Source organism: Pseudomonas sp. S37, from assembly GCF_016658545.1.
GTDB lineage: Bacteria > Pseudomonadota > Gammaproteobacteria > Pseudomonadales > Pseudomonadaceae > Aquipseudomonas.
Genome location: NZ_JACVZC010000039.1, coordinates 12,752 through 38,032, shown reverse-complemented (window position 1 = coordinate 38,032; position 25,281 = coordinate 12,752). Strand labels below are relative to the sequence as shown.

The 25,281-nt window shown below is 62.6% G+C and carries 19 protein-coding genes and 1 pseudogene; 4 read left to right on the top strand and 16 right to left on the bottom strand.

Annotation, left to right across the window (positions count from 1 at the left end; genetic code table 11):
* Nucleotides 1-35 precede the first annotated feature (35 nt).
* The 4 genes from IAE39_RS14430 to IAE39_RS14415 form a co-directional block, all read right to left on the bottom strand.
* Complete coding sequence (locus IAE39_RS14430) at nucleotides 36-746, bottom strand: AraC family transcriptional regulator (RefSeq protein WP_201203477.1); 711 nt, start codon at nucleotides 744-746, stop codon at nucleotides 36-38.
* A 169-nt stretch (nucleotides 747-915) separates the two neighbouring features.
* Nucleotides 916-1,296 (bottom strand): cupin domain-containing protein, encoded by a 381-nt coding sequence (locus IAE39_RS14425; RefSeq protein ID WP_201203475.1) that lies wholly within the window; start codon nucleotides 1,294-1,296, stop codon nucleotides 916-918.
* Nucleotides 1,297-1,368: 72 nt separating this feature from the next.
* Nucleotides 1,369-2,193 carry an AraC family transcriptional regulator gene (locus IAE39_RS14420; protein ID WP_201203473.1) on the bottom strand — a complete coding sequence of 275 codons (825 nt, stop codon included), beginning with the start codon at nucleotides 2,191-2,193 and terminating at the stop codon, nucleotides 1,369-1,371.
* A gap of 19 nt (nucleotides 2,194-2,212) precedes the next feature.
* Nucleotides 2,213-2,656, bottom strand: coding sequence for an acetyltransferase (locus tag IAE39_RS14415; RefSeq protein WP_201203471.1), 444 nt, complete (start codon nucleotides 2,654-2,656; stop codon nucleotides 2,213-2,215).
* A gap of 389 nt (nucleotides 2,657-3,045) precedes the next feature.
* Between IAE39_RS14415 and IAE39_RS14410 the strand changes: the two genes are divergently transcribed.
* Nucleotides 3,046-3,969 (top strand): LysR substrate-binding domain-containing protein, encoded by a 924-nt coding sequence (locus IAE39_RS14410; RefSeq protein ID WP_201203469.1) that lies wholly within the window; start codon nucleotides 3,046-3,048, stop codon nucleotides 3,967-3,969.
* Nucleotides 3,970-4,064: 95 nt separating this feature from the next.
* Complete coding sequence (locus tag IAE39_RS14405; protein WP_201203460.1) at nucleotides 4,065-5,120, top strand: NAD(P)-dependent alcohol dehydrogenase; 1,056 nt, start codon at nucleotides 4,065-4,067, stop codon at nucleotides 5,118-5,120.
* Here the strand turns inward: IAE39_RS14405 and IAE39_RS14400 are convergent.
* The 11 genes and pseudogenes from IAE39_RS14400 to lysA form a co-directional block, all read right to left on the bottom strand.
* Nucleotides 5,117-5,533, bottom strand: coding sequence for an NUDIX hydrolase (locus tag IAE39_RS14400; RefSeq protein WP_201203458.1), 417 nt, complete (start codon nucleotides 5,531-5,533; stop codon nucleotides 5,117-5,119). The two genes, IAE39_RS14405 and IAE39_RS14400, sit on opposite strands and share 4 nt — an antisense overlap.
* 194 nt (nucleotides 5,534-5,727) lie before the next feature.
* Nucleotides 5,728-6,216, bottom strand: coding sequence for an HIT family protein (locus tag IAE39_RS14395; RefSeq protein WP_201203457.1), 489 nt, complete (start codon nucleotides 6,214-6,216; stop codon nucleotides 5,728-5,730).
* 3 nt (nucleotides 6,217-6,219) lie between these two features.
* Nucleotides 6,220-6,885 (bottom strand): SMI1/KNR4 family protein, encoded by a 666-nt coding sequence (locus tag IAE39_RS14390; protein WP_201203456.1) that lies wholly within the window; start codon nucleotides 6,883-6,885, stop codon nucleotides 6,220-6,222.
* Between the two features lie 624 nt (nucleotides 6,886-7,509).
* Nucleotides 7,510-8,646: pseudogene (locus IAE39_RS14385) on the bottom strand (PepSY-associated TM helix domain-containing protein); the annotation flags it as partial.
* A 67-nt stretch (nucleotides 8,647-8,713) separates the two neighbouring features.
* The gene (locus IAE39_RS14380) at nucleotides 8,714-11,170 is read right to left on the bottom strand and encodes a TonB-dependent siderophore receptor (protein ID WP_201203450.1); all 2,457 of its coding nucleotides are present in this window, start codon (nucleotides 11,168-11,170) and stop codon (nucleotides 8,714-8,716) included.
* 110 nt (nucleotides 11,171-11,280) lie between these two features.
* On the bottom strand, nucleotides 11,281-12,234 hold the full coding sequence (locus tag IAE39_RS14375) for a FecR domain-containing protein (RefSeq protein WP_201203445.1): 954 nt from the start codon (nucleotides 12,232-12,234) through the stop codon (nucleotides 11,281-11,283).
* On the bottom strand, nucleotides 12,231-12,749 hold the full coding sequence (locus IAE39_RS14370) for a sigma-70 family RNA polymerase sigma factor (protein WP_201203444.1): 519 nt from the start codon (nucleotides 12,747-12,749) through the stop codon (nucleotides 12,231-12,233). Before IAE39_RS14370 ends, IAE39_RS14375 begins: the two co-directional genes overlap by 4 nt.
* 230 nt (nucleotides 12,750-12,979) lie before the next feature.
* Entirely contained in the window at nucleotides 12,980-15,496 is a 2,517-nt protein-coding gene (locus tag IAE39_RS14365; RefSeq protein ID WP_201203443.1) for a TonB-dependent siderophore receptor, read from the bottom strand.
* Nucleotides 15,497-15,607: 111 nt separating this feature from the next.
* Nucleotides 15,608-16,543, bottom strand: coding sequence for a FecR domain-containing protein (locus IAE39_RS14360; protein WP_201203442.1), 936 nt, complete (start codon nucleotides 16,541-16,543; stop codon nucleotides 15,608-15,610).
* Between the two features lie 4 nt (nucleotides 16,544-16,547).
* Entirely contained in the window at nucleotides 16,548-17,048 is a 501-nt protein-coding gene (locus IAE39_RS14355) for a sigma-70 family RNA polymerase sigma factor (protein ID WP_201203440.1), read from the bottom strand.
* A 214-nt stretch (nucleotides 17,049-17,262) separates the two neighbouring features.
* A complete protein-coding gene (lysA, locus tag IAE39_RS14350; protein ID WP_201203438.1) occupies nucleotides 17,263-18,495 on the bottom strand; it encodes a diaminopimelate decarboxylase in 1,233 nt (410 codons plus the stop codon).
* Between the two features lie 132 nt (nucleotides 18,496-18,627).
* Between lysA and IAE39_RS14345 the strand changes: the two genes are divergently transcribed.
* Nucleotides 18,628-19,533: a LysR family transcriptional regulator gene (locus IAE39_RS14345; RefSeq protein WP_201203436.1), complete on the top strand. Its 906-nt coding sequence runs from the start codon at nucleotides 18,628-18,630 to the stop codon at nucleotides 19,531-19,533.
* Nucleotides 19,534-19,664: 131 nt separating this feature from the next.
* Here the strand turns inward: IAE39_RS14345 and IAE39_RS14340 are convergent, their stop codons facing one another.
* Nucleotides 19,665-20,018 carry a hypothetical protein gene (locus IAE39_RS14340; RefSeq protein WP_108481445.1) on the bottom strand — a complete coding sequence of 118 codons (354 nt, stop codon included), beginning with the start codon at nucleotides 20,016-20,018 and terminating at the stop codon, nucleotides 19,665-19,667.
* A 274-nt stretch (nucleotides 20,019-20,292) separates the two neighbouring features.
* Between IAE39_RS14340 and IAE39_RS14335 the strand changes: the two genes are divergently transcribed.
* Nucleotides 20,293-25,158 carry an NAD-glutamate dehydrogenase gene (locus tag IAE39_RS14335; protein ID WP_201203434.1) on the top strand — a complete coding sequence of 1,622 codons (4,866 nt, stop codon included), beginning with the start codon at nucleotides 20,293-20,295 and terminating at the stop codon, nucleotides 25,156-25,158.
* The last annotated feature ends 123 nt before the right edge of the window (nucleotides 25,159-25,281 follow it).

Sequence of the window (25,281 nt, the reverse complement as noted above, 5' to 3'; positions counted from 1 at the left end):
GGACAACCACGCGCGCAAGTGGGACAACCTGTGGTTCAGCAGCTGCGTGCCGTGCTGTTTTGCCAATCGCTTGGCGCGTAGCCGAGGATGCGCTTGAACATCGCGGCAAAGGCGCTGGCGCTCTGGTAACCGTGCTCCAGCGCCACGTTGAGGATCGGCTGGCCGGCGGCCAGGCATTGCTGGCTGAGCATCACCCGGGCCCGGGCGCGCCACTCGCCATACGACATGCCCACCTCGCGCTGGAACAGCCGCGCCACGCTGCGCGCACTCATGTTCAGTTGCGCGCCGCATTGCTCCAGGGTCAGGTCCTGGGCCGGGTCCCGCAAGAAGCGCTCGCACCAGCCGCGCAAGCGCGGGTGCTGCGGCGTCGGCACGAAGGCATCGATGCGCCGGGCGGTGGCCAGTTCGCCCAGTATCAACGCCCGTGCGTGCTCGCCGTCACGCCGGTCGAGCATGCGTGACGCAGCCAGGACCAGTTCACGCAGCAATCCGGACACCACGATCACCTGGCAGCGCTCGATGTGCGCATCGAGCAGCAAGGTGCGCATGCACACCACGCCCTGCATGCGGATGGCATGGCTGACCCCGGCCGGCACCCATAACGCATGCCCGCCGGGGATCACCCAGTTGCCTTCCTCGCTGCTGACCCGCATCACGCCGCTGGCAGCGTAGATCAGCTGGTCTTCAGTGTGGCAGTGGCTGGGTACCTCATCGCCGTGGCCATAGTCCATTCCCAGTGCTTGCATGCGGGCATCCTCGATATTGGATCCGATTATACGGCGGTGAAGCGCTGCCGAGATTGCGAAGGGTGGCCCAGGAATGGACATTCATGAAGGAAAATGGCTTTATGGCGGTTTTATATGGAGAATTATTGCAAGATAAGACGCGCTGGTGGCTTATGCTGTCGTATTAAGTTCAGATCCAGACATCATTCACCGCCGTGCGCTGCCCCCCTTCATGCCCGGTGTTCAGAATGCCCCGTGGCTCGATCATCATCAGCTTTGCTTCGCCCTGTGCCGCGGTGCGGTGTTCGACTCCGCGTGGTACGACATAGAGCTCCCCGGGGTTTATGTGCACGCAGCCATCCGGCAGGTCGATGCGCAGAGTGCCTTCCAGTACCAGAAATGCTTCGTCGGTTTCCGGGTGCGCGTGCCAGATGAACTCGCCTTCGATACGCACCACCTTGAACTGGTAGTCGTTCATTTCGGCAACGACCCTGGGGCTCCATTGCTGCTCGATCAGCGACGCTTTGTGCAGCAGGTTTACAGGCTGGGATGGGGGATGAACTTCAGGCATGACACTTCCTCGATGAGTGGAGTGGTCAGCCTAACGGTCAGCAGTAGCCGGGTTCTTGTACGATCCTGCAAGTCAGCGGGTAGGGCGCAGGCGCTCCAGCCAGCGCAAGGGCGATACGCCGTAGCAGCGGGTGAAATGCCGGGTCATGTGGCTCTGGTCATGAAAGCCGGCGGCGAGGGCGGCATCGACCAGGCTGAAACCGTCGAAGATCATGCGCCGCAAGCAGTCCAGGCGGCGCAAGGTGACAAAGCGATAAGGGCTGGTGCCGTACAGCGTGCGGAAGTCGCGTGACAGGCTCCAGCGCTCGCGGCCGCTGGCCTGTTCGAGCATGTCCAGGGTAATGCCCTGGTGCAGGTGCTCCATGATGAACGCGCGGGCACGTTCGGCGGCCTGGTAGTCCAGGCGCTTGCGCCCGCGAGGTTTGCCGCCGACGGCCAGCAAGGCCATGGCCAGGTCGTACAGGGCGTCCTGTTCCTCCAGCGGCTCCAGCGGGTGGTCCACGGCCTGCACCAATGCCTCGCTGGCATGGTACAGGCGGGGGTCGCTGGACAGCCCGCCCGCGATGAAAGGCAGCGGCTGGCCACCCAGCACGTTCTGGATCAGTGCCGGGTCGACGTAGGCCATGCGGTAGCGAAAGCCTGCGTCGGTGCCGGCCATGCCGTCATGCAGCTCGTCCGGGTGCAGCACCAGGGTATTACCGGGTATGCCGTGGCGCAGCGAGCCCTTGTAGTGGAAGCTTTGCACACCGGCCAAGGTTCGGCCGATCGAGTAGGTATCGTGGCGATGCGGGTCGTAGCCGTGGCTGCCGAACCAGGCCTCGATACGCTCGATACCGCCTGGCTGGGCACTGCGGATCACCCAGTCGGAGGGCGGCGGCGAGTTGGCGTTACGCTCCATGGCTGTGTGCGCCTGTTGCCTACGCCCCGGCGGGCAGGCACATGTGCAGCAAGGGGAACGGTCGGCCTTCGCCATCCAGCGGTGAGCGGCCGGTCTGGGCGAAGCCATAGTGCTGGTAGAACCCGACTGCCTGCGGGTTCTGCTCGTTGACGTCGACGCTGATCGTGCTGCGCGACTGGCGGCCGAAATCCAGCAGTGCGCGGCCAATGCCCTGGCCGTGGCGATCGGGGTCGACGAACAGCATTTCCACGTGGTTTTCGTTGAAGCCGATAAAGCCCAGCGGCAGGTCGTTGGTATCCACTGCAACCCACAGCTCGACGGCCGGGAAGTACGCATCGCGCAGTTGCGGCAGCAGCGCGTCGATGTCGCAGGGTTGCAGAAAGTGGTGCGTTGCGCGCACGGCGCGCAGCCAGATGTCGAGCAGCAGCGGGTAGTCTGCAGCGATGCCTTGGCGAATGATCATGGGGTCATCCTGAATGCATTGATGGCGGATGGGCACGCCGGTAAGTGGCGGCCATGCGGGGTCGGCATCGTGAATGACCGCTTCGCGAGTCAACGCCTGGGCGGTGCACGGCAGAGGAGGCCGGGAGGGAAGATAGGGGAATGCTAACTGCATTGGATCGGGTGGGGCAAGCTACACACTCAGCCTGTGCCTGCCCTTTCGCGGGTAAACCCGCTCCAACAGGTAGTACGTTGTCTTCAAGCCTCATGCCGAACCTGTGGGAGCGGGTTTACCCGCGAAAGGGCAGGTGCAGGCTACATGTCTGCAGATCTGCAGGTGTTGACTCGATCAGGATGCTTGTCGATGCTGCAATTGAACCTGCACAACTAGAACCCGGGCCGGGAGCACCCATGAACCGCAATGAACTGCGCAAAGCCGATATCAACCTGATGGTGGTGTTCGAAGCCCTGATGCAGGAGCGCAACCTCACCCGCGCTGCAGAAAAACTGTTCGTGGCCCAGCCCACGGTCAGCGCTGCGTTGGCCCGGTTGCGGGCGATGTTCAACGACCCGTTGCTGGTGCGGGTGGGCAACCGCATGGAACCGTCAGCCCGCGCCGAGGAGGTGATCAAGCACCTCACGCCGGCGCTGGATGCGATGTCCGTTGCCCTCAGCCTGACCCATGATTTCGACCCGCTGACCAGCAAGATGACGTTCCGTATCGGCTTGTCCGATGATGTCGAGTCCGGGCTGTTGCCGCCGCTGTTGCGCGCGCTGCGGGTCGAGGCGCCGAATGTGGTCGTGGTCGTGCAGCATGTCGATTACTGGCGCATCCCCGACCTGCTGGCGACCGGCGATGTGACGGTGGGCATCAGCCAGACCCGGGGGCTGCCGGCCAACGCCAAGCGCAAGGTGCTGCGCACGATGCAAGGCAGGGTGGTGCGTGCCGACAAGTCAGCCACCCCGTTGACGCTGGACGAATTTTGCAGTCGGCCACACGTACAGGTTTCGCCGACTGCCAATACCCAGGGAGTGGTCGATGACTGGCTGAAGGAAATCGGCCGTGAGCGCAAGGTCGTGTTGTCGGTGCCGCAGTTCAGTTCATTGCCGGCGATTCTGGCCGGTACCGACCTGCTGGCCTGTTGCCCGGACTATGCTGCGCAGGGCATGGAGCGGTGGGGCAATCTGCAGGCCGAACACCTGCCATTCGAAACCGCTGCCCTGGAGCTGGCCATGGTCTGGTTGAGTACCACCGACAGCGACCCCGCCGAGCGCTGGCTGCGCAGCCGCCTGGAGCACTACATGGGCGGTGTTCGCGAGGCGGCAATGGGCTGATTGCAGGATCAGGCAAGGATCGCATGGGATCGCACTACTGCCTGTCGCACATCGCTGGGCAGAATCACCCTCACCACATGCAGGAGGGTCGAACCATGCTCGTCAATGCCTACGGCGCACACGCCGGCAACCAGCCTTTGCAACCACTGCGCATCAGCCGCCGCGCGCCCGGTGCGCACGATGTGCAAATCGAAATCGCCTATTGCGGCATTTGCCACTCGGACCTGCACCAGGTGCGTTCGGAGTGGGAAGGCACGCAGTACCCGTGCGTACCCGGGCACGAAATCGTCGGCCGGGTAACGGCGGTGGGTGAACATGTCAGCCGCTTCAACACCGGTGACCTGGTGGGCGTTGGCTGTATCGTCGACAGCTGCAAGCACTGCGCCGACTGCGACGACGGCCTGGAAAACTATTGCGACGGCATGATCGGTACCTACAACTTCCCGACTGCCGATGCCCCCGGCTGGACGCAGGGTGGATACTCGCAGGCGATCGTCGTGCACGAACGTTACGTGCTGCGCATCGCTCACCCCGAAGCGCAACTGGCGGCTGTCGCGCCGCTGCTGTGTGCGGGTATCACCACGTACTCGCCGTTGCGCCACTGGCAGGTCGGCCCTGGCAAGAAGGTGGGTGTGGTCGGCATTGGTGGGCTGGGCCATATGGGCATCAAGCTGGCACATGCCATGGGTGCGCATGTGGTGGCGTTCACCACCTCGCAGGCCAAGCGTGAAGCGGCCCTGGAGCTGGGTGCCGATGAAGTGGTGGTGTCGCGTGATCCGCAGGCGATGGCTGCGCACCTGAAGAGCTTCGACTTCATCCTCAACACTGTCGCCGCCCCGCATGACCTGGATGCCTTCCTGGTGCTGCTCAAGCGCGACGGCGCCATGACCCTGGTCGGCGCGCCGGCCACACCGCATGACGCGCCCAATGTGTTCAACCTGATCATGAAACGCCGCACCCTGGCCGGCTCGATGATTGGCGGTATTCCAGAAACCCAGGAAATGCTCGACTTCTGTGCCGAGCACGGCATTGTTGCCGACATCGAATTGGTACAGGCGGGAGATATCAACGATGCCTACGAGCGCATGCTGCGCGGTGAGGTGAAGTACCGCTTCGTCATCGACAACGCCAGCCTGGCTACTGTGGGCTAGTGCACAAACGTCAGGGCGTTGTGCAAATAAGCCAATGCCCGCTGAAAGACCGGATGGCACTCGGCATGGGGCAGGTCGTCGAGTGGTGCCCAGAAGAAATCGAACTGATGGCCATGGTCATCCAGTGTCTGGTGTGACCAGTGTTCGGGCAGGTCGCCCGGCACCTCGCACAGCTGAAACGACCAGATCTGGCCGAGGTGTCCGGCATCCCAGCAGCCCAGGTCCTGACGGACCTCGGCGCTGCTGATACCGGACTCCTCGTGCAACTCACGCAAGGCCGCTTCGGTTGGGGTTTCGCCGTGTTCGATTGTGCCTTTCACCAGTTGTACGCCAGCCAGTGGATGGCGAAACAGCAGGATTTTCGGCGGGAGCGTGGATGAGAGGATGACGGGGCAGGCCTTGTTGGGGCGCATGGGTGATTTCCATATCAGTTGCCAACAGTTCAGGTTGGCGCGGCTGCGCCATGGGTTATCACATAACTGACCGATTCAGCGAAATCCCTGTGGGAGCGGCTTTAGCCGCGAACACCGGCGCAGCCGGTGCCAGGCACCGCGTTGGATTCTTCGCGGCTAAAGCCGCTCCCACAGCTTCGTGCACCGTGCGGCGCCTATCCGCTCGAAAATGCGTTGCGCAACTGCGCAATGACCGCTTCAACAGAGTCCCCTTGAATTGCCGGAGGATCCGGCCGCTCGCAGAACTCGCGCCAGATGAACAACGTCAACTCGGCGCCATCTGTCTGTGCTTGCACACCCTCCGTCCAGCCAAACGCCTGCAGTGCCCGGTAGCGTTCATCCGCCCAGAACAAGGTTTCGACCCAAGGGTAAACAGGGATGAAATGAAAGTGGATGGCATAGCCCGTGTCATGCCCATAACGGCTGATGTACAACCGCGCCGGTTGCAGTTGCGCCTCGATGACCTGCTGCGTGCGCGCCATCAGGATGCCCAGTTCGGCCTGTGCGTCCACGGGCAACTGCGCCAGCGAACTGACCGGCTCGCGTGCACTGAGCATCAGGTAGCCGGGCAGGGCACTGTTGATGCGCTGGTTCAGCACCCAGTGCCTGGTTTGGTGAATGATGAAGCGGTCAGGGATATTCACCTGTCACTCGCCGGTTGATGCCGGCAGAGTTTGCGAAGCGAACATCACCCTGACCGAGTCGAGAAAGTGAAATTTCTCAGGCTCGCGGGTGTTCAGGCTGCGCCCGCCATCGTCTTCTTCACGGATCGCGGCGTTGCCGGCCTCGAGCTGATCGACCAGCCACTCAAGGAAGCTGCTCACGGAATTGGCCACGACGAATTTCTCTTCTTCATCGCGGCCAAAGTTGATCACCTGCCCGGCCGTACCGCGCTCGGCCGGGTCCAGGTCGACGCCCAGGTGGTTGCCGCCATAGTCGTAGGCAAACGGAACCCAGTAACGGTTGGCGTACTCGGTCTTGACGGCACCGGGGGTGGCCGATGAGCACAGGTCATTGGCTGCCGACAAATCGTCGGCAGCGAAACCTTCGAGGGTTTCCTGCCATGAGGCCCAATGCTTGCGCGCGTCGGCTAGCGGCAGAAAGGTGAGCCCGAAGAACGGACCGGTGTTCACGGCCCCATGTTGGCCATCATGCAGCCGGTAGAGCATTTTCAGGCTTTCGGGAAATGCCCTGCCCACCTGATGTTCGAAAGCGCTTATGGCGGCTTCCGGGCAGCCGGGAGCCAGGTCGGCATGCACTTCTGCAAGGTTGGCTTGCAGCCACTTTTCCAGCCGTTCCATCGTTGATTGCATTTCAGGTTCCCTCTGGCTAATTCAGGAAGACTACAACAGCAATGAAGTTGCCTGCATGTCACACAGTCATCTTGTGCATGCCGGTCATCACGGGAGTGGCTTCTCGTGCTGCCGGGACAACCACGCCACAGTCGCCGGTGATGCTTCCTGTAATGAAATCGTGCCTTGGTGTACCGCGCCATCCCATCCTTCCATTGTCACCCAGAGCAACGTGTCAGTGGTTGTTTTCATCGGCACCGGTATTGAAACGCCCATGCTGTATGGTGAGCCAAAGAAGATTCCACCAGCAGCTCGCAAGCTGCGCGGCTTGCCCACTCTAAGGTAGGTTGCTTTCACTTCGCTGACGCTGTTTTCGCATAGTGCTGCGCTAAAGCTCTTGATGTGCCCAGCAGGTCCTTCGTTGCGGGGCGGTTGTGCGCGAAACTCCGCCAGGTGCACGCACCAGGGGCCGACCTTGATCACGCCTGCATCACGCTCACCGAGCCCGGCTTCGCCTTTGAATAGTGCCTGATCGGCGAAGTACTTTGGCAAGAACAGTAGGGGTATGGCCACCAGTAACACATTCAAGTGAAACCGCCATCGCAGCCAGTAGCGGCGTATGGGCGGGTCACTGATGGCGCCAGCCTTGCCGCGCTTGAGTGCCGCTGCCGTCGCTTGTACGGTGCGCTTGCTCCAGATCAGCAGGCCACTGAACACCATCACGCTCAACAACAGGCCAAAGACAAACCACACCAGTTTCAGCGTCAGCCCGCCAAAATCGCCGGTATGCAATGGGCGCATGGATTCGCTGAAGAATTCCAGGGCATGGCGGTCCGCAAGAGTGTGCGAAGTGACGATACGTCCATCGTATGGGCTGATGTTCGCATTCAGGTACATCAGCGGATAGTCGCCACGGCCGCGAATACTCAGGGTGTCGTAGGCGTTGCCCGGCAATCGTACGAAAGATGCCTGAAAACCTGCTTCCTGCGCAGTGAAGCCTGCGATCGCCTGCGTCAGGCTGACATTGGGCGGCTGCACACCGCCGCGGGCCAGCGGCACCTCATCCCGGGACAGGCTGGCGACGGCACTGCGGCTGGAGAAGGATATATGGTTGTCCGCGAGCACGGCCTGGATCAGGAACCACAGCCCGGTGATCGAGATGATGGCGATGAACCAGATGGACCACACTCCGCTCAAACGGTGGAAATCGCCCCAGAATATTCGCGCACCCTGCTTCAGGCGTAAGGTGGGCCTGAAGAAGGCTTTCCAAAAACGCTTGTACACCACCAGTCCGGTTATCAGCGAGGCCAGCATGGGCACAGAGAGGGCGGATACCAGATACCACCCCCATGGGTAGCCATTACTGAAGGGCACCAGCCACCAGCCATGCAATGCGCGGGTAAAACCACGGAAGTCGAAGGCTGCGCTGTTACCCTGAATTTCGCCGGTGTAGGGGTTCACGTAGAGGTTCTGGGTGCTGTGGTCTGGCTGGACCACTTGCACTTGCAAGGCGAAGTGGGCTTCCTCGGGGCGCTGGATATACTGCACGTCCAGTTCGGGACGGGCCTGCCGAATGGCGGCGAGCACCTGGTCAAAGTCGAGCAGGTGAGCTTTGGGCGAAGGTTTGTTCGCACGTATTTCCGGGTTACCCAGCCACACCAGTTCCTGGCTGACCACCGCCAAAGTACCGGTGGCGCAGACAGCCAGAAGGAAGAACCAGATTGGCAGGGCCAGCCAACTGTGCGCGAGGAACCATAGCCGGGATCGGGATTTCTTGGTCATGGAATCAGTAGCCTTGATGCGAGCGCACGGTCGCTGTGGTCGCGTGCGCCGAGTGGAGCGGACGGGCTCAGAACTGCGGGGTGTACTTGACGGTGAACATCACGTTGCGTGGGTCGCCGTAGTAGTTGTTCGAGGCCACTGCCGCGTAGGAGGGCACGTAGTAGACCTTGTCGAACAGGTTGTTGAGGTTGACGGCCAGGCCGATCTCGTCGCTGACCTTGTAGCTCAGTCGGGCATTCCAGATTGTGAAACCTGGGGTGTCGAACTTGCGGTCATACGCCACCGCGCTGCTCTGGCTGTTGAATCCACCCCCTACGCTGAAACGGCTGTAGTCACCTGGCAATGTGTAGTCTGCCCATACACGCACGGTGTGCTTGGGTGTCCAGGTGGAAAAGATCTTGTCCTCATAAGTGTTGTCCTTGAGGAACTTGGTGGTGTTGTAGACATAGCTGGCGGAAGCCTGCAGACCGGGCAGCAGCTCACCATTGATTTCCGCTTCCAGCCCCTGACTACGTACCTTGCCGGAGGCTTCTGAGCAGTTAGAACCGCCGCATAGCGACTCGGTGTTGAGAATGGCCACCGCGCGGTTCTCGTGGTCGTATCGGAACAACGCGACAGAGGTATTCAGTTGCCCGTCATTGAGTTCCCCCTTCAGGCCCAGCTCATAATTGCTGCCGGTGATCGGCTCGATGGTCGAGCCACCAACGCCGATGGCGCTCTGTGGGATGAACACATCGGCATAGCTGGCATACGCCGACCATTGCGGGTTCAAGGCATAGACCAGGCCAGCATAAGGGGTGACCACGCCATTATTGGCTTTACTGCTGTTGCTGTCGTAGTCGAATACATTGCTCTGGTACACCTGAGAGTCGTATTCATACGCATACCAGCTGGTGCGCCCGCCCAGGATCAGTGTCAGCGGCTCGATCAATTTGACGCGCCAAGTCCCGTAAATGCCTTTTTGCTCGATCTTGTACTGGCTATCGGTACGGGTGCCACGAGCTGCAAGGCTTTCGTAGTTTTCGTATGGCAGATGGTTGTTCAGGTCGAAGACGTTGGCGCCGTTGCTGCGCACTACTGCCATGGTGTTGTTGCTGGTATAGCGCGAATAGTTACCGCCGAGGACGATTTCCTGGTCGAAACCCCAGCCATTGAAGTCGCCGTCGACGAACAAGTCCAGCCCCCGACTGTGTGAGTTGAAGTCGGTGGCGTAGCGCCAGTCGGCGACTCCACTGCCGTCGTTGGCTACCCCGGTAGGTGCAACGATGTACGCGTAGGTCATCTCATTACGTTCGTTAATCGCTACGGCAGCCGTTTTCAGCTTCCAGTGGTTGTTGAAGCGGTGTTCCAGGTCAAGGTACAACGCCAGCTGCTCGGTCATCCCACGATTCCAGTCGGAACCTGTAAAGGTGGAACGTCCAAGGTCGATATCGCGTCCATCGCTATAGCGTGGCAAGCCAGCGACCATGGGCCGAAAGCGTGTTTTACGGTCGCTGATTCCGACACCGAGGGTGGTGTCCTCCGACAGGTCGAAGTCCAGTGCACCGTAGACCTTTTGTTCCCAGCCGCCAGCGTAGTCGATGAACGAGTCACGGGTGTCGTAGTCGACTACAGCGCGACCACGGACCGTGCCTGCCTCATTCAGTGGCCCACCGACATCCGCCTGGGTTGCATAGTGGTCCCAAGTGCCTGCCTGGGCAGTCAGGGTTACGGTCGGCTTCGCCTGCCCGCGCTTGCGTACCAGATTGACCGCACCACCTGGGCTGTTGGCACCTTGCAGTAAGGCGGCGCCGCCACGTAACAGCTCTACACGGTCGTAGAATGCGGTGGACTCGGTCAGGTAGCTGCCCAAGGCGTAGATGCCACGGGTCATGGGTACGCCGTCGTACTGCAACGACTCGATCTCAAAGCCACGTGAAGTGATAAAACCACCGGTGCCCGGGCTTTTGGCGAACGTCATCCCGGGGGCGTTGGCGAACAGTTCCGGCAGGTTGGTGATGTTCTGGTCATCCATGCGCTGGCGGGTCATGACCGTGACGCTTTGCGGGATATCCTTGAGCTTGTGTTCGCTTTTGCCAATGGTAACCGCCCCAGTGGTGTAGGAGCCTGTGCCTTCGGTGGTGGTGCCAAGGGTTTTGCCAGTGATACTGGTAGCTCCAAGCACCACTGCACCATCAGCTTGTCCACTGCCAACCAGCAGGTACACGCCGTTGGCCTGGCGAACCGCCTGCAGGCCGCTGCCTGCCAGCAAGGTGGCAAAGCCGGCGTCGACACTGTAGCTGCCCTGCAGCCCCGCAGAGCGGCGCCCTTGAGTGCTGACCCCGTCGAACGACAGCGCCACCCCGGCGGCATTGGCGAAGCGCCCCAGGGTTTCAGTCAGCGGGCCAGGTGCAATGTCGTAGGCACGGGGCTGAGCGCTGGCGGCAGGTCCGGCGACAGCAGCGCCAGTGCCGATGCACAGGGCGCCCAGCGCCAGGTGAACGGCCAGGGCCAATGCCGTGTGCGAACGTTGCGTGGTGTTCATGTTTCCCTCCCCAGGAACATTGAATTGAGCGTGTGGAAGGGAAAGCCGAACGAGCCTTGGTAAAAGTGCAAGGCGTGCAAAAATATTTTCCCGGACCTGCCCGGAAAGGATCAGGGGCGGGGTAGCACGGTCACCCAGTAACGCGTACGCCGCTGTACGTGCAACGGGAAGGCACTCTCCAGCGCGGTCAACGCCAGTTCTGTGTCGGTAATCGGAAACGCACCGGAAATTTTCATCCGTGCCACTGCCGGGTCACAGTGAAGCAACCCGGGGCGATAGCGGGAGAGCTGGGCCAGCAACTCGGCCAATGGCGTGTCGATGGCGACTACGCTGCCGTGCTCCCAGGCCGCGACAGATGCGTCGTTGCTGCGCAACGGGCCGATCCCGTGCAGTCCGAACGTTACCCGCTGGCCGGCGTCAAGGCGCAGGGTCCGGGCATTTCCAGTCGTGACTTGCACGGCCTTTTCCAGCACCGCCACTTCACTGCCGTGGTCATCGATGCTGACGGTGAAGCGGGTCCCCAGCGCCAGTACCCGCCCGTCACGGGTATCCACCATGAACGGTCGCGCAGTGGCATCGTGGGCCGTGGTCACCAGCACCTGGCCACGGTGCAGGGTCAGCCGTCGTTGCCCGGCCGTGTAGGCCACATCCACGGCAGAGTCGGTGTCCAGCATCAGTTGGCTGCCATCTGCCAGCACCACGGTGCGCCGTTCGCCGATGGCGGAGCGGTAGTCGGCGGCCCAGGCATGGCGGGTTTCGCTGCGCCAGCCCAGGGTGCCGAACAGGCCGCCACCCAGCAGCACGGCCAGCCCGTACAGCACCTGCCGACGGGTATGCCCTGCACCCAGAAGGGTTGAGGAGGCCAGCCGTGCCGGCAGGCCGGCGAGGCTGTCACTGACCGCTTCCATGCGTTGCCAGGCAATGCGGTGCAAGGGGTCGCTGTCGTGCCAGGCCTGCCAGCGGGCCTGCTGCTCGGCGCTGGCCGTGCCCGAAGACAATTGCGCGTACCAGCGCGCTGCTTCACGAATGGCCTGGCGCTGTGCTGCGTTGGGCGTGCCGCTCACTCAACGTGTTCCCACTGCATCAGGCACACGTGTTCCATGGCCTTGGCCATGTGGTTGTTCACCGTGCGCAAGGAAATGCCCAGACGTGTGGCGATTTGCGAATAGGGCAGGCCGTCCAGTTGCGCCAGCACGAACACCTCGCGCACCTTGCTGCCTAGCCCTGCGAGCAGGCGGTCCAGCTCCACCAGGGTTTCGAACACTGTCACCTGTGCTTCGGCGCTGGGCATGTATTCGGCCGGCAGGCTGGCCAGGGTTTCGAGGTAGGCCTGTTCCAGCGAGCGACGGCGGAACAGGTCGATCATCAGGCCCTTGGCGACCTTCGACAGGTAGTGGCGGGGTTCGCGAATCTGTTCGGCCGTGCGGGCCTTGAGCACCTTGACGAAGGTGTCCTGCACCAGGTCTGCCGCATCACAGTGGCTACCCATGCGCTTGCGTAGCCAGCCATGCAGCCAGGTGCTGTGTTCGACATAGAGCACGCCGACAGCGGCGGATGATGCAGGCGACTCGGCCGACATGATGGCATCTCAAATAGGAATTGCTCTTATTATTATTTGGCGGCCGAGGGGATGGCAACAGGTGACGATACATCCGTGAAGGTTTGCACGGCCGGTGTAGGAGCGGCCTTGCGTCGCGATCGGGCTGCGAAGCAGCCCCCCATGGGCTTCGTACCCATGCAGAATCGCCGGGGTCGCTTTGCGGCCCGATCGCGACACAAGGCCGCTCCTACAAGAGGCCGTGCTTTTGTTCAGAACGTGCCTTTGAGGGTGACCATGAAGTTGCGCGGTTCACCGTAGAAGTTGCCCCAGGACACGGCGCCAACGCTCTGGTAGTACTTCTTGTCGAACAGGTTGTTGCCGTTCAGCGCAACGGACCAGTGATCGTCGATACGATATCCGATGCGACCACTCCAGATGGCATATCCGGCCTGTACGGACTTCACGGCTGGCCTGACGTTGGCATCGCGGAATGATACGTCGCTCTGGGCGGTTACGCCGGCACCTACACTCCAGCGATCCAGCTCGCCGCTCAGTTGATAGTCAGCCCAGGCGCGCAGCAGGTGGCGCGGGAAGTACGTGAGCCCTACTGCGGGTTCTTGCGGGTTGTCGTTTCTGCTGTCCAGGTACTTGGTCTGGGTGTAGGTGTAGCCTGCCAGCACTTGCAGCCTGTCGATGACTTCACCACTGATTTCCGCCTCGAACCCTTGCGCTCTGACTTTGCCCACATCGCTGTAGCAGAAGCCGTCCGATGAACTTGGGCAGGACGAGTTGTAGTTGGCCTCGGCCCGATGTTCCTCAACCGTGCGGAACAGGTTGAAGGCGGTGTTGACCCGGCCGTCCATCAACTCGCCTTTGATGCCAAGCTCGTAGCTGGCCCCGGTCTTGGGTTGTATCGGGCTGCCGGACTCGTCGGTGTAGGTGCTTTGCGGCTGGAAGATGTCCGCATAGCTGGTGTAGACGGACCAGTTGTCGTTCAGGTCATAAATGAGTGCCGCGAACGGCGTGACCTGGCCGTTCTCCTGGCTCCGGTCGGGCTGGTGGTAGTTCCAGGCCTGTGTATAGGAGTCGCGGCTATTGCGGTACCAGCTGACGCGTGTGCCGAGCACGGCTGTCAAAGGTTCGGCAAGTTTCAGCCGAAGGGTGGCGTAGGTGCCGAATTGGCGGGTGTCCGATTCGGTCGGTATCGAACCGCCCCGGTATGAATTGGGCGCATAGAAGTCATCTGGCGGTTCGACAATATGCGAGCTGGGGTTGAATGGATCCTGAGTGGCGCCGAGCAGTTCGGTCATGTTGATCAGAGCCCAATGATCGCGCGTCTTGGCGCGGCTGGCGTTTGTGCCTACCACCAGTTCATGCTGCAGGCCGAAGGCATCGAATTTGCCGTCCAGGTACGCATCGAAGCCATAGTCGGTCTGGTCATAATCAAACAGGCCGGAATAGACCGACGAAGGTGCCGTAGTGGCGCCATGGCTCACCCCACCCGGGGTTTCTGACAGGGCGTACTTGATATCCTGATCGTTGTGGGTCCAGACGCCGGCGAACTTGAAGGCCCAGTCTTCGTTCAGCTGGTGCGAGAGGTCGGCAAAGACCGTTGTGCGCTCGCTCTCCCAGCGGTTCCAGGAGGCGCCAAGGCACGTGGAACGGCTTAGCTTCAAGTCCTTGCCGTCGCTGTAGCGCGGCAGGCCATGCCAGCAAGGGGTGGCGTTCAGACGTTCATATGCCACGCCTACGCCGAGGGTGGTGTCCGGTGTCAGGTCGTAGTCCAGGGCACCGTAGAGAATCTGGTCATCGCGTTTGCCTATGTCATAGAAGTACTGTCGGTCTTGTAGCGCGACCACGGCGCGTCCACGCAGGGTGCCTGATGCGTTGAGCGGGCCGCCGGTATCGACCTGGCCACGGTAGTTGTCCCATGAACCTGCCGAAAGCGTCACGCTGGTGGCAGGTTTGCTCTGGCCACGCTTGCGCACGAAATTGACCCCGCCAGTAGAGCTGCCCGAGCCTTTCATCATGCCTGCGGCACCCTTCAGGACCTCGACGCGGTCGTAAAACGCCATGTCGCCGGAAAAGCTGTTGGCCTGAACATATTCGCCACCTACGTCCAGCGGTACACCATCATATTGATACTGCCCTTGCATCATGAAGCCGCGGGAGTAGAAATACTTGCCGCCCATTGGCGATTCGTAAACGGCGATGCCTGGGGTTTTCTCCATGGCTTGTTCGATGGTGGTGATGTTCTGGTCGTCCATGTACTTGCGGGTCAGGACGGTCGCTGCCTGGGGCGTCTCGCGCAGGGTGTGTGTGCCTTTACCGATGGTCACTGCACGGGCAGCGTACGACTGGGTACCCTCGCTGGTCGCATCCAGCCGGTTGGCGTCGATGTTCAACGGCCCCAGTTCCATGGCCGTGCCAGTGTCGGCAGGCACCAGCACATAACCGCCGTTGCCCTGGCGCTGCGCCTGCAAGCCACTGTTGCCCAGCAGCCGTACCAGCCCTTCCTCGACACTGTAGCTGCCCTCCAGGCCAGTGCTGGTCAGGTTGCGCGTTTGTGCGGTGTCGAACGAAATGGTCACCCCCGCCTGCACGCCGAACTGGGTGATGGCATTGCCCAACGGGCCAGCGGCGATATGGTAGGCGGTCTGGCTCTGGGCCATGGCCTGGGCAGGCATCAGCAGCGCGGCCGGTGCGCTGGCCAGGGACATACCGAACAACACCAGGCGCACAGCCTGGCTCAGCGTGGTTGCAGGGGTGGGGTGCAGGTGGGGCATTACGTGATCCTTCCGAGTCATGGCAGAAAGCCGCTGTCGTCGCGGCTTGTGTCAGGGACGGACGAGAATCGAAATCAGCAAGATTTCACTGAAAGTTTTTTCAACGGGTGTTCAGGCAGGCTCCACGCTGACCCAGTAGCGGCTGAGGTAACGCACCTTAACCGGCAGGGTTTTCGGCAGGTTGGCCAGGGCGATATCGGTGTCGTCGATGCGGAACGCGCCGGAAATGCTCATGGCCTGGATCGACGAGGCGCAGCGCAGTACCCCTGGCCGGTAGCGCCCCAGCTCTTCGATGAAGTCGCCCAGGCGCCAGTCGTTCACGCTCAGCATGCCTTGCAGCCACGCCGTGGAGTCGGCGGGCAGGGCATGGGGGCGGGTGAAGTCGTCGGGGCCGAAGTTCACCTGCTGCCCGGCTTGCAGTTGCAGTACCCGGTCCAGATGGCGTTGCGGGCGCACCTCGACCGAGGCCTGGAGTACGCCCACCCGCGTCTGCTGCGCCAGTTTGCGAATGCTGAACGCGGTACTGCGGGCAAGGATGCTGCCATCCTCGGTGTGCACGATGAACGGGCGCTGCTGCCGGTCGCTGACCGGTTTCACCAGGATTTCCCCCTGGTACAGCTGGATCGCCCGCACCTTGGCGTCATAGCGCACGTCCAGCGCGGTACCCACGTTCAGCTCCAGTTGCGAGCCGTCTGCCAATTGCAGGGTGCGCCGTTCGCCGGTGCCGGTACGTTGCTGGGCCAACAGGGCGTGGTAGGGCACCTGCTCAGCTGCCAGCCAGCCGCCGCCACCCATGGCCAGCAGCAGGCTCAGCACTTTCAGTACGTCACGGCGCTGTGCCTGGGCTGCCCCCAGGCTGGACAGCGCCGCCTGCGCCGGCACCAGGGCCCATTGCTGCTGGAGCTTTTCCACCCGTGCCCAGGCGGCGGCATGTTGCGGGCTGGCCTGCAGCCACTGGCGCCAGGCCTGAGTGCGGGCCTCGTCGCTGGCACCGTCGTTCAGCTGCACATACCAGGTTACGGCGGCTTCGAGCGTTTTGAGTTCCATGTACTCAGCCTTCGACTGCCAGCAGGCAGCGGGTCATGGCCTTGATCAGGTGATTCTTCACGGTGGTGACCGACACGCCGAAGCGCTCGGCGGCCGCCCCGTAAGTCAGGCCTTCGAGCTGCACGGCCAGGAAGATGGCGCGGGTCTTGGCGCCCAGTTCGTCGAGCAGGCTGTCTACTGCTACCAGCATTTCGATGATGGACAGGCGCACCTCAGGCGAGACTTCCACCGGTTCCGGGCGCAGCGCCAGGGCCTGCAGGTAGGCCTGTTCGATGGTGCGACGGCGGCCCTTGTCGATCAGCAGCGAGCGGGCGATGGCGCTGAGGTAGCTGCGTGGCTCGCGGATCGGCAACTGATTACGGGCAGTCATCACCCGCAAAAAGGTGTCGTGGGCCAGGTCGGAGGCATCGGCGGCATTGCCCAGGCGGGCACGCAGCCAGCCCTTCAGCCAGCTGTTGTTCTCGCTGTACAGCTGGTGCAGGGCCTGGGGATCGAGCGTCGACATGGCGTCAAGACTGCACTATTAATGGGAATTGATCGCATTGTCGCGAGAGGGTGGGGTTAATGCAAGGATCATTCTCAAGAGGCCTGGCTACCGCGTGCCCCTGTGGGAGCGGGTTCACCCGCGAACACCGGCGAAGCCGGTGCCAACTACCGCGTCGCTTGGTTCGCGGGTAAACCCGCTCCCACAGGGGCTTGTATGCGCCTTGAAAGCGAGTTTAGAAACCCGCCTCCAGGCCCAGCAGGTCCTGCACCGTCTGCCGCCGGCGGATCATGCGCAGGGCGCCGTTCTCGATCAGGAACTCCGGCAGCAGCGGCCGGCTGTTGTAGTTCGACGACATCGACGCGCCATAGGCGCCGGCGTCATGAATGACCAGCAGGTCGCCCACTTGGGCCTGGGGCAGGTCTTGCGGGGTCAGTTCCTGATCATCCTGGGTGAACACGTCACCCGATTCGCACAGCGGCCCGGCCACCACGGTCGGCTGGCGTGGGCGGTCCACCGGCTGGCCGTTGGCATCGAGCAGGGTCATGCCGTGGTAGGCACCGTACATGGCCGGGCGCATCAGGTCGTTGAAGCCGGCGTCGATCATGACGAAGGTATTGCGGCCCACCTGTTTCACCGCACGCACCTCGGCCACCAGGTAGCCGGACTCGGCGACCAGGAAGCGGCCAGGCTCGATCTCCATGCGCACCGGGTGGCCGAGCATCGCTTCGATTTCCTTGCGTGCCACCGCCCAGGTCCGGGCATAGCGCTGCAGGTCGACCGGCTTGTCGGTGCTGCGGTACGGGGTAGACAGCCCGCCGCCGATGGAGAACGCCTCGATGTCCACGCCCAGGCGACCGATCAGCTCGATCATCGAGCGGGCCACCTGCTCCAGGTGCTGGTAATCGACCCCGGAGCCGATGTGCATGTGCACGCCCACCAGGTGCAGGCCATGGGCCTTGATCACCGCCAGCGCCTCGTCCAGCTCTTCATGCCAGATACCGTGCTTGCTGTTTTCGCCGCCGGTATTGGTCTTGCGGCTGTGGCCATGGCCGAAGCCCGGGTTGATGCGGACCCACACGCGGTGGCCCGGGGAACGCTCACCCAACTGGCGCAGCATGTCGATGGAGCCGGCGTTGACTTCGATCTTTTCGGCCACCACCCGCTCCAGGGTGGGCCGGTCCAGCGCATCGCAGGTCAGCACCACACCGGCCGGGTCGCCCTCGACGCTGGCACCGGCAGCGAAGGCACGCTCCATTTCACCCAGCGATACCGCGTCCAGCACCAGGCCGTGGGCGCGCATCAGGCGCAGCACGTGCAGGTTGGGGTTGGCCTTCTGGGCGAAACGTACGGTGTCGAACACCTTCAGCTGTGCCACGCGTTCGGCGATGGTGCTGGCGTCGTAGGCCCACAGCGGCGAGCCGTGCTGGCGGACCGCCTCGGCCAGGAGGGTGAAAGGTGCAGTCATGGTGGCGTTACTCGTTCAAGTCATACAAGGATTACCAGGAGCATGCGCCAACGCAGGAATTCAGAAAAATAGCTATTTTTCTGTCAGCTATTCATATTTGATATGGCTAACGTGATTTCGCAGGGCCTTGCCGTGAAGCTGTCTGTCCGCCATATCGAAGTGTTCCGCGCCATCATGGCGGCGGGCAGTGTCACCGGTGCTGCGCGCCTGCTGTTTACCTCGCAGCCTACTGTCAGCCGCGAGCTGGCCCGGCTGGAGCAGGTGACAGGGCTGAACCTGTTCGAGCGCGAAGGTGGCCGCCTGGTGGCGACGGCCCAGGCGCTGCTGTTGATCGAGGAGGTCGAGCGTGCCTACGTCGGGCTGGAGCGGATCGACCGCTTTGCCCAGGCGATTCGTAATTTCGAGCAGGGCCGGCTGGCCATCACCTGCCTGCCGCTGTTCTCGCAAACCTTGCTGCCCAAGGCCTGCCAGCGCTTTCACCAGCAGCACCGCGGGGTGAGTGTGAGCATTCTGGCGCAGGAGTCGCCGTTGCTGGAGGAGTCGCTGGTGGCCCAGCAGCATGACCTGGGCCTGACCGAGGTCGAGCAGATACCGCGCGGGGCGTATGGCGAACTGCTGTTCAGCGCCAACATGGTCTGCGTGCTGCCCGAACACCACCCGTTGCAGGCCAAGGCCGAGCTGGAGTTGAGCGATTTCCACGAAGTCGACTTCATCAACCTGGCCAGCCTGGACACCTACCGCCAGCGCCTGGACCAGCACTTTCGCGCGGCGGGGGTGAACCGTCGCACGGTGATCGAGACCACCAGTGCTGCGTCGGTGTGTGCGATGGTGCGCCAAGGCCTGGGGGTGGCGATCATCAACCCGCTGAGCGGGCTGGAGGCCGCGCAGGGCGGGCTGCCGATTCGCCGGTTGCGGGTGTCGGTGCCGTACCAGGTGATGCTGATACGGCCGGATCATCGGCCGGCTTCGGCGGCGGTGGAGCCGTTTTGTGAGGCGTTGCGGGCGCAGGCGCAAGAAATGCAGGCGGCGTTGATCTGATTCCGCGGCGTCTGCTTCGCGGGTAAACCCGCTCCCACAGGGATCGCGCGGGTTTCAGGCTTACGCAATAACCTGTGGGAGCGGCTTTAGCCGCGAACACCGGCAACGCCGGTGCCATCCACCGCGTCGGTTCAAAGCTCGCAAACGAAGGTGCCAGTCCCGGCCAGGATGTTCTCCAGCGTCTCCTTCACCTCATCCAGGTCACTCAGCTCGCTGGTCAGGTTGATCTCCAGCACCTCATCGCCCTTCAGCGCATCGCGGTCACCGGCTGCCACTTCGATCAGCAGGCGCTTGGCACTCAAGGTCACTTTCAGCCCGTCCAGCGTCGACGGCTCGTCATCCAGGGTCAGGTCGACGGTGTCTTCGTCCGGGTAGCGGGTAAGCAGAAACATCTGACCCTTGTCGCTGTGGCAGCACAGGGTCGCCATGTTGTCTTCCTCGTCATCGCAAGGGGTGGCGAACAGCAGGGCAGTGTTGATTTGCATGATCAGGCTCGGATCAAAGGAAACGGAAGGGAATTCTGACAGTCTTGGCTACATGCATAAACGTAAAGTTACCGCCCCTTGACCGAAATTGTCGCAGCGCTGCAAGCCTTGATGACCGATCAGTCGTTAAGCTTCGCCCAGCCCTGGGCGTGCCTGCGCACGTTCAACGCCTGGTTTTTACCGTCCGCCTTGCCACGGGTTGGCTATCGTTGATCCGTACATGGCGCACGCAGCGACGCTTCAACTATTACAAAGCCCAAGCGGAGTACCACAGATGGCGTTCTTCACCGCAGCCAGCAAAGCCGACTTCCAGCATCAACTGCAAGCGGCCCTGGCGCAGCACATCAGCGAACAGTCCCTGCCACAAGTGGCGCTATTCGCCGAGCAGTTCTTCGGCATCATCTCTCTGGACGAACTCACCCAGCGCAGGCTTTCCGACCTGGCCGGCTGCACCCTGTCAGCCTGGCGCATCATCGAACGTTTCGACCCCGAATACCCGCAAGTACGGGTGTACAACCCTGATTACGAACGCAATGGCTGGCAGTCGACCCACACCGTGGTCGAAGTGCTGCACCACGACCTGCCGTTCCTGGTCGACTCGGTACGCACCGAGCTCAACCGCCGCGGCTACAGCATCCATACCCTGCAAACCACCGTGCTCAGCGTGCGCCGTGGCGCCAAGGGCGAACTGCTGGAACTGCTGCCCAAGGGCACCCAGGGCGAGGGTGTGCGCCATGAGTCGCTGATGTACCTGGAGATCGACCGTTGCGCCAACGCTGCCGAGCTGACGGTGCTGGCCCGCGAGATCGAGCAGGTGCTGGCCGAAGTGCGCGTGGTGGTCGCCGACTTCGATCCGATGAAAGCCAAGCTGCGTGAAGTGGTGGCGGAGGTGGAACAGACCGCCTTCGGCCCGGCGCAAAATGAGAAGGGCGAGGTCAAGGCCTTCCTCGAATGGTTGCTGGACAACCACTTCACCTTCCTGGGTTATGAGGAATTCACCGTCAAGGGCGATGCCGACGGTGGCCAGATGGTTTACGACGAGCAGTCGTTCCTCGGCCTGCCGCGCCGCCTGCGCGTGGGCCTGACCGCCGAAGAGCTGCGTATCGAAGACTACGCCGTGGCCTACCTCAACGAGCCGCTGCTGCTGTCGTTCGCCAAGGCCGCACTGCCCAGCCGCGTGCACCGCCCGGCCTACCCGGACTACGTTTCGATCCGCCAGCTGGACGCCGATGGCAAGGTCATCAAGGAACACCGCTTCATGGGCCTGTACACCTCGTCGGTGTATGGCGAAAGCGTGCATGCCATTCCGTATATCCGCGTGAAGGTCACTGAAGTCGAGCGCCGCTCGGGCTTCGATCCCAAGGCCCACCTGGGCAAGGAACTGGCCCAGGTGCTGGAAGTGCTGCCGCGCGACGACCTGTTCCAGACGCCGGTCGACGAATTGTTCAGCACCGTCATGGCCATCGTGCAGATCCAGGAGCGCAACAAGATCCGCGTGTTCCTGCGCAAGGACCCGTACGGCCGCTTCTGCTACTGCCTGGCCTATGTGCCGCGGGAAATCTACTCCACCGAAGTACGGCAGAAGATCCAGCAAGTGCTGATGGAGCGCCTGAAGGCCAGCGACTGCGAGTTCTGGACCTTCTTCTCCGAATCGGTGCTGGCTCGTGTGCAACTGATTCTGCGGGTAGACCCGAAGAACCGCATCGACATCGACCCGCAGCAGCTGGAACGCGAAGTGGTCCAGGCCTGCCGCTCCTGGCATGACGACTACTCGGCACTGGTTATCGAGAACTTCGGTGAAGCCCAGGGCACCAATATCCTCGCCGACTTCCCCAAAGGCTTCCCCGCCGGCTACCGCGAGCGCTTTGCCGCGCACTCGGCAGTGGTCGACCTGCAGCATGTGCTGGGCCTGTCGGAAAGCAAGCCGCTGGCGATGAGCTTCTATCAACCGCTGACCCAGGCCGGCGAGCGCATCCTGCACTGCAAGCTGTACCACGCCGATACCCCGCTGGCGCTGTCCGACGTGCTGCCGATCCTGGAAAACCTCGGCCTGCGCGTACTCGGCGAGTTCCCCTACCGGGTGCGCCATGCCAGCGGCCGCGAGTACTGGATCCACGACTTCGCCTTCACCTACAGCGAAGGCCTGAGCCTGGATATCCAGCAACTCAACGACACCCTGCAGGATGCCTTCATCCACATCGTCCGCGGCGATGCCGAAAACGACGCGTTCAACCGCCTGGTGCTGACGGCCGGCCTGCCATGGCGCGACGTGGCGCTGCTACGCGCCTACGCCCGTTACCTGAAGCAAATCCGCCTGGGCTTCGACCTGGGCTACATCGCCAGCACCCTGAACAACCACACCGACATTGCCCGTGAGCTGACCCGGTTGTTCAAAACCCGCTTCTACCTGGCGCGCAAGCTCACCCAGGACGACCTGGACGACAAGCAGCAGCGCCTGGAACAGGCCATCCTGACCGCGCTGGACGACGTGCAGGTGCTTAACGAAGACCGCATCCTGCGCCGCTACCTGGACCTGATCAAGGCCACCCTGCGCACCAACTTCTACCAGCCGGACGCCAACGGCCAGAACAAGTCGTACTTCAGCTTCAAGTTCAACCCCAAACTGATCCCTGAGCTGCCCAAACCGGTACCCAAGTTCGAGATCTTCGTCTACTCGCCAAGGGTCGAGGGCGTGCACCTGCGCTTCGGCAACGTTGCCCGCGGCGGCCTGCGCTGGTCCGACCGCGAAGAAGACTTCCGCACCGAAGTGCTCGGCCTGGTCAAGGCCCAACAGGTGAAGAACTCGGTGATCGTGCCGGTTGGCGCCAAGGGCGGCTTCCTGCCGCGCCGCCTGCCACTGGGCGGCAGCCGTGACGAGATCGCCGCCGAAGGCGTGGCGTGCTACCGCATCTTCATTTCCGGCCTGCTCGACATCACCGACAACCTCAAGGACGGTGGCGTGGTGCCGCCGGCCAACGTGGTGCGCCACGACGAAGACGACCCGTACCTGGTGGTGGCGGCCGACAAAGGCACCGCGACGTTCTCCGACATCGCCAACGGCATCGCCATCGACTACGGTTTCTGGCTGGGCGATGCGTTTGCCTCGGGCGGCTCGGCCGGTTACGACCACAAGAAGATGGGCATTACCGCGCGTGGCGCCTGGGTGGGCGTGCAGCGCCACTTCCGCGAGCGCGGCATCAACGTGCAGCAAGACCCGATCACCGTCATTGGCGTGGGCGACATGGCCGGCGACGTGTTTGGCAACGGCCTGCTGATGTCCGATAAGCTGCAATTGGTGGCGGCGTTCAACCACCTGCACATCTTCATCGACCCGAACCCGGAGCCGGCCGCAAGCTTTGCCGAGCGCAAGCGCCTGTTCGATCTGCCGCGTTCGGCCTGGAGCGACTACGACACCAGCATCATGTCCGAAGGCGGCGGGATCTTCCCGCGCAGTGCCAAGAGCATCGCCATCAGCCCGCAGATGCAAGAACGCTTCGCTATCGAAGCCGACCGCCTGACCCCGACCGAGCTGCTCAATGCCCTGCTCAAGGCGCCGGTAGACCTGCTGTGGAACGGCGGCATCGGTACCTACGTCAAGGCCAGCACCGAAAGCCACGCCGATGTCGGCGACAAGGCCAACGATGCGCTGCGGGTCAACGGCAACGAACTGCGCTGCAAGGTGGTGGGCGAGGGCGGCAACCTGGGCATGACCCAGCTTGGCCGGGTGGAGTTCGGCCTCAACGGCGGCGCCACCAACACCGACTTCATCGACAACGCCGGCGGCGTGGACTGCTCCGACCACGAGGTCAACATCAAGATCCTGCTCAACGAAGTGGTGCAGGGTGGCGACATGACCGAGAAGCAGCGCAACCAGCTGCTCGGCAGCATGACCGATGAAGTGGGCGGCCTGGTGCTGGGCAATAACTACAAGCAGACCCAGGCGCTGTCGCTGGCCGCCCGCCGCGCCCGCGAGCGGATTGCCGAGTACAAGCGCCTGATGGCCGACCTGGAGGCGCGTGGCAAGCTGGACCGCGCCATCGAGTTCCTGCCCTCCGAAGAGCAACTGGCCGAACGCCTGGCTGCCGGCCAGGGCCTGACCCGCGCCGAATTGTCGGTGCTGATCTCGTACAGCAAGATCGACCTCAAGGAGCAGTTGCTCAAATCGTTGGTACCGGACGACGACTACCTGACCCGCGACATGGAAACCGCCTTCCCGCCGTCGCTGGTCAGCAAGTTCGCCGAGGCCATGCGCCGCCACCGCCTGAAGCGTGAAATCGTCAGCACCCAGATCGCCAACGACCTGGTCAACAACATGGGCATCACCTTCGTCCAGCGCCTGAAAGAGTCGACGGGCATGAGCCCGGCCAATGTGGCCGGGGCCTACGTGATCGTGCGTGACATCTTCCATCTGCCGCACTGGTTCCGCCAGATCGAGGCGCTCGACTACCAGGTGCCGGCCGAAATCCAGCTGACCCTGATGGACGAGCTGATGCGCCTGGGCCGCCGGGCTACCCGCTGGTTCCTGCGCAGCCGCCGCAACGAGCAGGATGCCGGGCGTGACACGGCGCACTTCGGGCCGAAGATCGCGCAGCTGGGGCTTAAGCTTGACGAACTGCTTGAAGGGCCGACCCGCGAACGCTGGATGGTGCGCTACCAGGGCTTTGTCGAGGCCGGTGTGCCGGAGTTGCTGGCGCGCATGGTGGCCGGCACCAGCCACCTGTACACCCTGCTGCCGATCATCGAAGCGGCCGACGTGACCGGGCATGACCCGGCGCAGGTGGCCAAGGCGTTCTTCGCCGTGGGCAGCGCGCTGGACCTGACCTGGTACCTGCAGGAAATCAGCAACCTGCCAGTGGAAAACAACTGGCAGGCGCTGGCCCGCGAAGCGTTCCGTGATGACATCGACCTGCAGCAGCGGGCCATCACCATCTCGGTACTGCAGATGGCCGATGCCCCGGAAGACATGGACGCCCGTGTGGCGCTGTGGGCCGAGCAGCACCGGGTGATGGTGGAGCGCTGGCGCGCCATGCTTGACGACCTGCGCAATGCCACCGGTACCGACTATGCGATGTACGCGGTGGCCAACCGCGAGCTGGTCGACCTGGCCATGAGCGGGCAGGCGGCGGTGGTGCCGTCCTGAGCTTGAGCTGAAATGAAAAAGCCCCGGCAGCGATGCCGGGGCTTTTTTGTACACCTGTACCGGCCTCTTCGCGGGTGAACCCGCTCCCACAGGATTATCACAAGGCGTGAGTGCTGTGAGGTA